This is a genomic window from Butyricicoccus faecihominis, from assembly GCF_024462775.1.
GTDB lineage: Bacteria > Bacillota > Clostridia > Oscillospirales > Butyricicoccaceae > Agathobaculum > Agathobaculum faecihominis_A.
In genome coordinates, this window is sequence record NZ_JANGCE010000002.1 from 257,313 (window position 1) to 267,121 (window position 9,809).

Annotated in this window: 7 protein-coding genes; all 7 read right to left on the reverse strand. The window is 57.9% G+C overall.

Annotation, left to right across the window (positions count from 1 at the left end; genetic code table 11):
• Window positions 1-164 precede the first annotated feature (164 nt).
• Window positions 165-1,145 carry a LacI family DNA-binding transcriptional regulator gene (locus NE562_RS02770; RefSeq protein WP_330645826.1) on the reverse strand — a complete coding sequence of 327 codons (981 nt, stop codon included), beginning with the start codon at window positions 1,143-1,145 and terminating at the stop codon, window positions 165-167.
• Window positions 1,146-1,214: 69 nt separating this feature from the next.
• Window positions 1,215-1,727, reverse strand: coding sequence for a M48 family metallopeptidase (locus NE562_RS02780; RefSeq protein ID WP_280960867.1), 513 nt, complete (start codon window positions 1,725-1,727; stop codon window positions 1,215-1,217).
• 88 nt (window positions 1,728-1,815) lie between these two features.
• Complete coding sequence (locus tag NE562_RS02785) at window positions 1,816-3,393, reverse strand: HD-GYP domain-containing protein (protein ID WP_280960868.1); 1,578 nt, start codon at window positions 3,391-3,393, stop codon at window positions 1,816-1,818.
• 22 nt (window positions 3,394-3,415) lie between these two features.
• Window positions 3,416-3,772 (reverse strand): Hpt domain-containing protein, encoded by a 357-nt coding sequence (locus tag NE562_RS02790; protein WP_280960869.1) that lies wholly within the window; start codon window positions 3,770-3,772, stop codon window positions 3,416-3,418.
• A complete protein-coding gene (locus NE562_RS02795) occupies window positions 3,769-5,637 on the reverse strand; it encodes a putative bifunctional diguanylate cyclase/phosphodiesterase (protein WP_280960870.1) in 1,869 nt (622 codons plus the stop codon). Before NE562_RS02795 ends, NE562_RS02790 begins: the two co-directional genes overlap by 4 nt.
• 263 nt (window positions 5,638-5,900) lie before the next feature.
• Window positions 5,901-9,230: a PAS domain-containing protein gene (locus NE562_RS02800; RefSeq protein WP_280960871.1), complete on the reverse strand. Its 3,330-nt coding sequence runs from the start codon at window positions 9,228-9,230 to the stop codon at window positions 5,901-5,903.
• A gap of 177 nt (window positions 9,231-9,407) precedes the next feature.
• Entirely contained in the window at window positions 9,408-9,680 is a 273-nt protein-coding gene (locus NE562_RS02805) for a phage holin family protein (RefSeq protein WP_280960872.1), read from the reverse strand.
• Between the last annotated feature and the right edge of the window lie 129 nt (window positions 9,681-9,809).

The following is a 9,809-nucleotide window of genomic DNA, read 5'->3' on the forward strand; positions in this document are numbered from 1 at the left end:
TTTCCAGTGTAAATTCCGCGTGGTCGCGCGAGATTCTTCGTCGCTTCGCTCCTCAGAATGACAAATTCGGTAGCATTCTTCGCTTTGCAACAGTTTCCTATTCATTTTTGGGAACTTATTTTACAGCCTCTTTTCGCGCAGCGATCTATTGTAAAAGCAAGATTTTACACCGTTTCGCCGCGAATAATCTCAAACCCAAGCATGAGCTGACGCTTTTGGTCGGTGCCGCTGTCGATGATATGCAGCAGGTCGCGCGCGGCCTCCTCCCCGCTGGAAAAGTAATAATAGTGCGCGGTCGTCAGCCGGGGCCGCAGCAGCTCGGCCATTCTGGAATGTCCGATGCCCGCCACCGCGATATCCTCCGGCACACGGCGGCCAAGATCACGCAGCGTGTCGATCGCGCCGATCGCAATGGAATCGGTTGCACAAAAAACACCATCTATATCCGGTATGCGCTCGATCAGGCGGCGCGCTGCGGCGCGACCGCCTTCCACGGAAAAGTCACTTTGCTCGCACAGCGCGGGGTCCTCTTGCAGCCCGGCTTGCCCCAGCGCCGCAAAATAGCCTTCATAGCGCAAAACACCCGCCGCTTTATCGCGGCGCGTCACGCCGATGCAGCCGATGCGCCGCCGCCCGGACGCCGCCATCAGCGTCGTCAGCGCTTCGGCAGCGCTTTTATCATCATGATAGATGCAGCTGATGCCCGGCGCCTGCTGTCCGACCACAACGGCGGGCACGCCCGCCGCGCCGAGCGCCTTCTTGTGCGCCGTGGAAAGCACGGTCGCGACCAATATCACGCCGTCCACCATGTTGCCCCGGAATACTTCGAGATATTCCAGTTCCTTTTCCGAACGGTTATCGGTATTGGCCAGCAGCAGACGGTAACCGCATTGCTCCAGCACGCGCGAAATCCCGGCCACCACGCGGCTGATCGATTCGGAATCGATACGGGGCACGATCACGCCGATCATTTTTGTGCGGCCCGTGCGCAGCGTTTGCGCCTGCTGCGAGGGAACATAGCCGGTCTCCTCGATCACCCGGCGGATCGCCTCGCGTTTTTCCGAAGAAATATACCCGTTGTTCAGATAGCGCGAAACCGCCGCCTTGGATACGCCCGCCCGCTGCGCGATCTCTGCAATGGTCATTCTCTCCACGTCCTTTGCCCCAAACTTGCTGCGTACATTTTATCACGCCGCGCGGCGCGCGTCAAATGCTCAGCGCAGTAGGGCGCGGCGCGCCTTGTAATCGGGCAGCACGCTTTCGACCAACTGCCAAAATCTTGGGCCGTGATTTTTATGGACGATATGCGCCAACTCGTGCACAACCACATAGTCGATCGCTTGCTCCGGGTAATCCATCAAATACAGCGAAAAGCACAGACGGTTTTTCGCGCTGCATGAACCGAACCGCGTGCGCGCCGCCGTTATGCTGATCCCGGTGGGGCGCAGGTCCATTTTTTCCGCATAAGCGTTCACGCGCGCGGGCAGCTCTTGCTGGGCGCGCAAAATAAGCTGCCGCCGTTTTTCCTCATCCGGCTCCGGGTGCGCGTCCAGCCGTGCCTGCTGGCGGGCGAGCGCACGTTCGAGCCAATCCCCGTGCGCCCGCAAAAAGTCTTCGATCTGGGCCTGCGTCACGCGCTTGGGCGCGCGGACCAGCACCTTGCCTTCCCGCGTCACTTCTAGAGCAAGCGTGCGGCGCGCCGAACGAATCAGTGTGTAGTTTTCCAACTTGTGTTTCCTCCCTATGTCCAAAAAACGACGGAGCGCGGCTTTTGCCGCGCTCCGCCGTCTTTGAAACGTTTTTTTGTTTTGCCGCTCAGTTTTTCTGGGTCAGCGCCGCGTCGCTCTTGGCCGCGAGCTCTTGTAAGCGCGCAAGCTGCGTTTGCTCTTCGTGGATATCCACGAACTTGCCGATCGCGCCGACGACCTCGCCGCTGCTCTCATTCTCCCACAGCGGGCGCGCCACGGCCTTGAACCAGCGTTCCTGCCCGCCTACATGCAGCCGGTAGGAAGCTTTGGCGATCGGCCGGTCGGGCGTGGCGCTGCGCAGCCGGTCGCGCAGGTCCTGATAGTCGGCCTCGCGGAACACACGCCGCATCTCGGCGCTCTCCGCCGGATGCTCGATCAGCATGCTCAGTCCCAACTGCCGCGCGCCCCATTCAGACATCGTCAGCACGTCGGTATGGTAGTTGTACTCAAACTGAATTTCGTTGGACATCGAGGCAAAGAACTGATATTTCGTCCGCTCCTGCTCCAAAAGGGACAGCGTGCGGCTGGATATCTTCTTGCCCGTCAATATCTGGCTGGACAGCGCGCGGATATTTTCCTCGTTCACCTCGCCCTGCGAATGCAGGCGCAGTTCTTCCTTCAGGAAAGGCGCGACTTGCCGCAGGCAATCCATCAGCAGCGGGTTAAACGTACCGCACTCGCCGCCAAGGATCATGTTCAGCGCGGTCTCGTGCGAATACGCCGCCTTGTAAACGCGTTCGCTCGTCAGCGCATCGTACACATCGGCCAGCGCGACCACCTGCGCTTCGATCGGGATATCGTCGCCTTTCAGACGGTCCGGATAGCCGCGCCCATCGTACCGCTCATGATGCCAGCGGCAAATGCTGTAGGATACCTCGATCAGTTCCTCGTGGTGCCGGAGCATCGCGTCCTTCATAATCGCGGCGCCGATCTCGCTGTGCGTTTTCATGACCTCAAACTCCTCGGTCGTCAGCCGACCGGGCTTGTTGAGGATATTTTCCGGGATGGAGATCTTACCGATATCGTGCAGCGCGGAAGCGTTGACGATGAGCGCGATCTTAGCCGCGGAAAGCGGGTATCGGTCGGTCATTTCCTGCAGCTTGCGCAGGAATATCTCGGTCAGCGTGCGGATATGCAGCACATGCAGACCGCTTTCGCCATTACGAAATTCCACGATATTGCTCAGGATTTCGACCATCAAAAAGTTATTCTTTTCCTTTTCCACGACCTGCTCGGCCACCATGCCCTCTAATTCCTTCTGTTTGGAATAGAGCATGATGATGTTATGGACGCGGCGCTTGACCGTCTTTTCGTCAAACGGACGGCTGATATATTCGCTCGCCCCCAGATCATACGCGTGATCGATATAGGAGGAGGCGGTTTCGGAAGAGATCGTGATGACCGGAATGCGCGCGATCCAGTCGTTTTTGTTCATCATGGCCAGCACTTCAAACCCATCCATTTCGGGCATAACAATATCAAGCAGAACCAGAGAGATCTCATCCTGCCTTCTTTTCAGTGCTTCGACCGCTTCCGCGCCGTTGGACGCTTCGATGATCTGATAATCGTCCGCCAGCATATCGGCAAGCATCGCGCGGTTCATCTCGGTATCGTCCACGATCAGGATCGTGCCTTGCTTTTTCATTCGTGCTCTCTCTTTCTGACCGTCAGGCGTTCACGCAGCATGCAATGCACCGGATCGTTTCTTCATAGGTCTCCTTCGCCCGGTCGTAAAGGGTCTCCGCATCGGGTGTGATCAAGCCCCCGCGCAGCGCCTCGGTAAGCGCCGCGGCAGCGTTCTGCAGCTTTGTCAGCGACAGGTTCATGCAAATGCCCTTCAGCGAGTGGGCGGCGCGGAACGCTTCTTCCGCGTTGCCGCTCTGCATGGCGTCCGTCAGGGTTGCAAAACTCAAATCTCCCTTAAACATACGGAGAAAACGGGCGATCCGGTCATCGCTCATCAGGCGGCGGCGCACGTCCTCGTAATCCGCGCCCATGCTTTCATAACATTCTTTTATCGTCATTGTGCGTGATTCTCCTTGCTTTCTTTTATCAGAAGGCTCTCAAATTCCGGCTGCGGCATGGGGCGGTAAAATACATAGCCCTGCACATAATCGCAGCCGATCTCCGTTAGATATTTGACCTGATCCATTTCCTCGATGCCCTCCGCCACGGTGTGGATATGGAACTTTTGCAGCAGCTCCACGATACCCTGCACCAGCGCCAGATCACGCGTGTGGTCGGCGCCGTCGGTGAAGAAAAAGCTGTCTATCTTGACCACATCCACCGGCAGGTCCTTGAGCAGGCTCAGTGAGGAATAGCCCTTGCCAAAATCATCGATCGAGCAGGAAAAGCCGTGCGCCTTCAAATCCTGCACGATGTTCAGCATCAGCCCGGCGTTATCAAATACGATCGATTCGGTAAATTCAATTTCCAGCAGCGCGGGCGGGATGCGGTACTTGTCCCGAATCTCCACATAGCGCCGTACAAAGTTTTGGTCATAAAACTGAATGCGCGAAACATTCACCGAAACCGGGCACACCGGCTTGCCTTCGTCCATCATACGGCGCAGGCTGCGGCACACGTCTTCCAGCACATAGCGGTCCAGCTGGTCGATCATGAACTTTTGCTCGAATACCGGGATGAAGCGATCGGGCGGGATGATACCGCCATCCTCCGTCCGCCAGCGCACCAGCGCTTCCGCGCACCCCACCCGTCTAGTCTTTAAATCGACCTTGGGCTGGTAATGAACCGTAAACTCGCGGCGTTCCAGCGCTTCCAGCATACGGTTTTCTATGTTCTTCTCTTCCCGCAGACGCTGCCGAATGCTTTCGTTGTAGTACACATAATTATGGTTGGTACCGTTTTTAACCGTTTTGCGCGCAAAATTCGCGCGATCAAGCAGACCGTCGATGGTCAGCTTTTCGACCACGTCTTCGATGCAGCAAATGCCGCAGCAAGTCGGCAGCGACTGGCGGTAGTTCGAGGCGTGCATAAACTCGGTGATCAGATGGTCGACGCGGCGCTGTCTGACGGCGACCTCTTCCTTATTTTGATAATGCAGCAGCAGTACAAAATTATCCGCCGACACGCGGCCGCACAGTTCCCTCTCGTCCAGCTCGGCCAAAAGCATTTCGCTGTACCGCGACAGCACGCTGTCGCCGTAGGCATAGCCGAACACATCGTTTATGTATTTAAAATCCGCGAAATCGGTATAGACGATCGCGTATTTTACCAATTTTTCGCTGTCAATCAACTGCTGCGCCCGTTCCTTGAACGCACTGAGCACATATACGCCCGTCAGCGTGTCGCGGCGGGTCAAGTCGCTCAATTTGCGGTTGGTGTTTTCCAGCGTCAGCAGCTTTTGCGAGGAAGCCCAGAAAATAAACGCCCACGTGACCAACATGACCAGCAGCATCCCAACGCAGATGATCATCAGCTGCCGCGTCATTCTGGCTGAATACGCCTCGGCTGCGAATACCGTATCGTTCGCCTGATCAAAATATGCTTCGCTCAGGGTCAGCAGTTCCTCGTGGGTCGCCGCGTCGCTGCGGTGCGCATAGATTTCTCGTTTTACCTCGTCCCACATTGCGCTGAGCTTGGCGAGGTTTTGCTGGTAAGCGGCGTCGTCCGGCGTCGGCAGGCCGTATTCGCCCTGCGCTCCGTTCAGCTCGCGCAAGATATTGTCCAGATATTCCAGCGTATCGTCATTCGGCTGGCCCATCAGTTCCAGCTTGATCAGCCGCTGCGTCGCGCCGCGAACGATACCGACGTAGTTGATCAGCCTGCCGTTCGACTGCATCCGCACGATGGCGCTCACCGTGATACTGCCGAGCAGGATGAGCGATAGGAATAAACTGATCAGGCCCACCTTTAAGAACCGCTTCAACCGCCCGTCACCGCCCTTTTATATAGACATTTTTACATAAACGCGCACGAATACATCACCCGCACGAAAAACAGCACAATATTTAACGTACGTGTCCGCCCCCGGTTACCCGCGCCGCAGCATAATCTATACTTAATGTATATTGTACCTCATTTAGGTCAAAGAAGCAAGCCGAAGTCGCCGCTCGTTTCCGATAAATACATGAAAACGGGCGGATCGGCCCGAAAGCACCGATCCGCCCGTTTGATTCTTGCGCTTGCCGGTCAATCGATCCAGCGGTGCAGGGTCTCCATCAGCCGGTCGATCTCAAGCGGCTTGGTCACGTGCTCGTTCATGCCCGCCTGCCGCGCGCGGTACGCGTCGTCCGCAAAAGCGTTCGCCGTCAGGGCGATAATGGGAATACTCCCCGCGTCCGGCCGGCCCGCTGCGGCCATTGCGCGGATCGCCCGGGTGGCTTCATAGCCATCCATCACGGGCATCTGTATATCCATCAGGATCAGCGCGTAGGTGTTGGGCGGGGCGGCGGAAAAGCGTTCCACCGCCTGCCTCCCATCGGCCGCGCATACGATTTGCAGCCCCGACATGCCCAGAAGCTCCTGCGCGATCTCGCGGTTGAGTTCGTTATCCTCCACCAAGAGGATGCGGGTGTCCGGTGCGAAAGCCGTCTCACACGCATCATTCCCGTCGCAGGACGGCTCGGATACCGCTTTCTTCTCCGCCAGCTTGAGAAACAACGTAACGATAAAGCGCGTTCCCTCTTCCAGCCGGCTTTCCACCCGAATGGTGCCGTTCATCATCTGCACCAAATTATGCGTGATGGCAAGGCCCAGACCGGTGCCCTGTACCTCGCTCACCCGGGTATCGGCCGCCCGCTCGAACGGCGTGAACAGCTTGTCGATAAACGCCGGCGGAATACCGATGCCATTGTCCTCGACGATAAACTCAAAGCAGCCCACCCCTCGCTCGCCGGACAGTTTTTCCTCGACCGACAGGGAGATGCGGCCGCCCTCGCCGGTGTATTTGACCGCGTTGGAGAGCAGGTTGATCAGGATCTGCTGCACGCGCATGGCGTCCCCGCAAACCGCGTTGCTGCGCACCATGCCATGGGTCTCAAATAGCTGGTGCTTACGCTCCACATCCGGCCGGACGATCTGCGCGACCGTGTGCAGCGTATCGTCCAGCATAAAAGTGCTTTCGTCCAAACTGATGTTGCCGGATTCGATCTTCGACATATCCAGCACCTCGTTGATCAGCCCCAACAGGTGCTTGCCGGAAATCAGGATCTTGTTCAGGCAATCGGCGGTCTTCTCGTGGTCCTCCAGCTGTTTTTCCGCAATGGAAGCCATGCCAATGATCGCGTTCATCGGCGTGCGGATATCGTGGCTCATGCGGGACAAAAACTCGGATTTGGCGCGGCCCGCGCGCTGCGCGCCCTCGTACGCTTCTTCCAGCGCCTGCTTGGCCATTTTCTCTTCCGCTTGCCGTTCCAGCGCCTGCTGCTTCTCTCCGGTTATGTTGCGCAGCGTGACGATAGCGGTTTTGGTCTCCGCGTTCTCCATCGATACGGGGTGGACCTCCAGCCGCAGCCACGAGACCCCTGCCCCGTCCTCCTGCACCTGCCGGAACTCCACCTCGGTGTGTCCTCCCGCGCGCGAGACTTCGTCCAGCAGCCGCTGCCGGTCGCACGCGCGGCCCACTTCGGCGCGCGAACCCTCTTCGACATAGGGTAAAAGGTAGGTGCAAAGATCTTTGGAATAACAGCCTGCGCGCGGAAAGGACAGGCTGTCCCGCGCCTGCGGCAGGCGTACCGCATAGTATTGATCCTCGGACAGGTTCACGTAAAATATACTGATATAAACGCCGCTGATCGCTTGTAGGGCCGATTGGCTCATATGCAAGCGCTCGCTGCTTTCCGAAAGCGTTTCCTTCATGCTGTGGATATTGCGGATCGTGCCCACCACGCGGCAGGGCCTTCCGTCATGCTCGATCAGCCGGCTGCTGATCCGATGCCAGCGATAGGCGCCGGGCGCCGAGTGCGGCGTGACCACGCGAACCTCAAAGATACCGGCCCGGCCGTTGCAGATATTGTCGCGCACCAGCGGCGCGTCCTCCGGGTGCATAAAGCGTTCGTCCAGCAAAAGCTTCGAGTAGTCGCGCAGCGCCCGGCGCTCCACCCCCTGCCCCGGCTTTGGTTCATAGCTGATGAAGGTATCCGAATCCATCAGATACTCAAACATGGCGTCGCGGCTGGATTCCATCGCCACGCGGTACATCTCCTGCTCCTGTTCGAGCTGCTGCTGCAGCGTCTTACGCTCCGTGATATCGATCAGCGTGCGCTGGATCACCAGATCGCCCTCCGGCGTACGATCTACCACCATATTGGTGCCGTCCAGCCAGCGGAGCGTTCCGTCGCGCAACAGCGCGCGGTAGGACCGGTCCTGTCGGTCGCCCAGCTCCCGCAGAAGCAAATAGGTATCGCGCAGCATGGCCTGATCCTCCGGCAGCACCGTGCCCAGCACGCCGTCGTGCCAGTCGTGAACCCCCGCCTCTTGGTTTTCATAGCCTAAGAGGGACAGCGCCGCCCGGTTGAGCGAGATCAGCTCGTAAGTGCCGTCCGCGCGGCGGACAAAGCGGATAATGCCGCAGGGCACCGTATCGTAAATGCTGGTTAACAGCTGCGTCTGTTCCCGCAGGCGCTGTGCGTCCTCTTCCGCGCGGGTCACATCCAGATACAGGCTGTTGACCATCCAATGCCCGTTTGCGTCACGCGCTTTCTTGCCGCTGTCCAGCACCCATTTTAGGCTGCCGTCCTTGCAACGGACCCGATAGCGCGTGGCATAGGCAAGGCCGCCGTCCCGGAACGCTTCTTCGCAATCCGCGAGGGCCTGCTCCAAATCGGGCGGATAAACGGCCCCCACCGCGGTACCGCCCGTAACGGCCATGAACTCCTCCACCGTGTAGCCGAACAATGCGGCGGCTTCCTCGCTGACAAAGGCAAAGGAATAGGTAGCATCATCCCGGCTGATCTTGAGGCCGCCCGCAACGGATGACAGCACCACATCCATCTGCCGGTTTTGCTGTAGCGCCTGCGCTTCCAGCGCTTTGAGACGTTCCTGCACATATTCGTAGGATTGTTTGCCGATTTTCTCCGGAAACAGCTCTTCTTCGACCAGATCCTCGTAAGGGTTGGAGCAATGAATATGCGCGCAGCGCAGGCCTTCGTCTGTTTGCTGTAAAACGATCGTCACACGCTGGTGCACCTTTAGGTACATTCCCACATCGGGCGCGGTAGCCACCCACATGCGGCCGGATACCACATACAATCCCGGCGACGGTTCGATCACATCATATTCCTCGTCCCAGATATCGCACTTTGGGATCGCGCCTTCAAATCGGGTGAAGATATCCAGCGCAGCCTCTCGTCCCACAAGGTATTGATCCTCGCCGGCGCCCAGCCAAGTGAACTGCGGGGCAAAATAAGCGGCCACGCCGGTCGAGTTACCGTCGCAGTAGTGCATGTGCATCAATCGGCTTGCTAGGGCCTTCGCCGCCTCCCGGCGTTCGGCCTGCGCCGCGTCATTCTGAATCCCCAATTTGCCCCAACCTTTCTCTTTCGCACATGCGAAAAACAACATTTTCACTTTAATCATACCTGATTGCACGTAAAGCGTCAAGAACAATGGTGGTGATTCAAAGAAAGAGGCGCGGATACCGCCACGATATCCGCGCCTTTTATTCCAAACAGGTCATAGAAACAGTATCCGCCACGCTCAGCTCCTCGCCTGTGGCCGCTCCAGTTCCATCACCCTATGGCAATCCGCCATACCGGGAGTCGTTGGATCGTTCAGCGCGTTCCAAATATTCGATACGATCACAAACAGGCAATAAGGGCTTTTCGCGGCACCGACGACAACACTCCATACATCCGCCCAAGTCACCATGCTGGCGGCGGTCAAGCCGCCATAGGCCAACGCCGTCGCAAACGCGCCCAGCGTGATCTGAACCCAAACCACCGGGTTCCTCAGCCGCAGCTTCCAGTTCATCTATCGTTCTCCCTTCCACCTATACATTTCCCGTTTTGCAGTATATGACTTCCAGCGCTATTTTGTTCCGTTTCGCGGGTCTGCTCCGATAACGAAGAAACACCCCGTCCGGCTTAGAAGTCTCGCCGT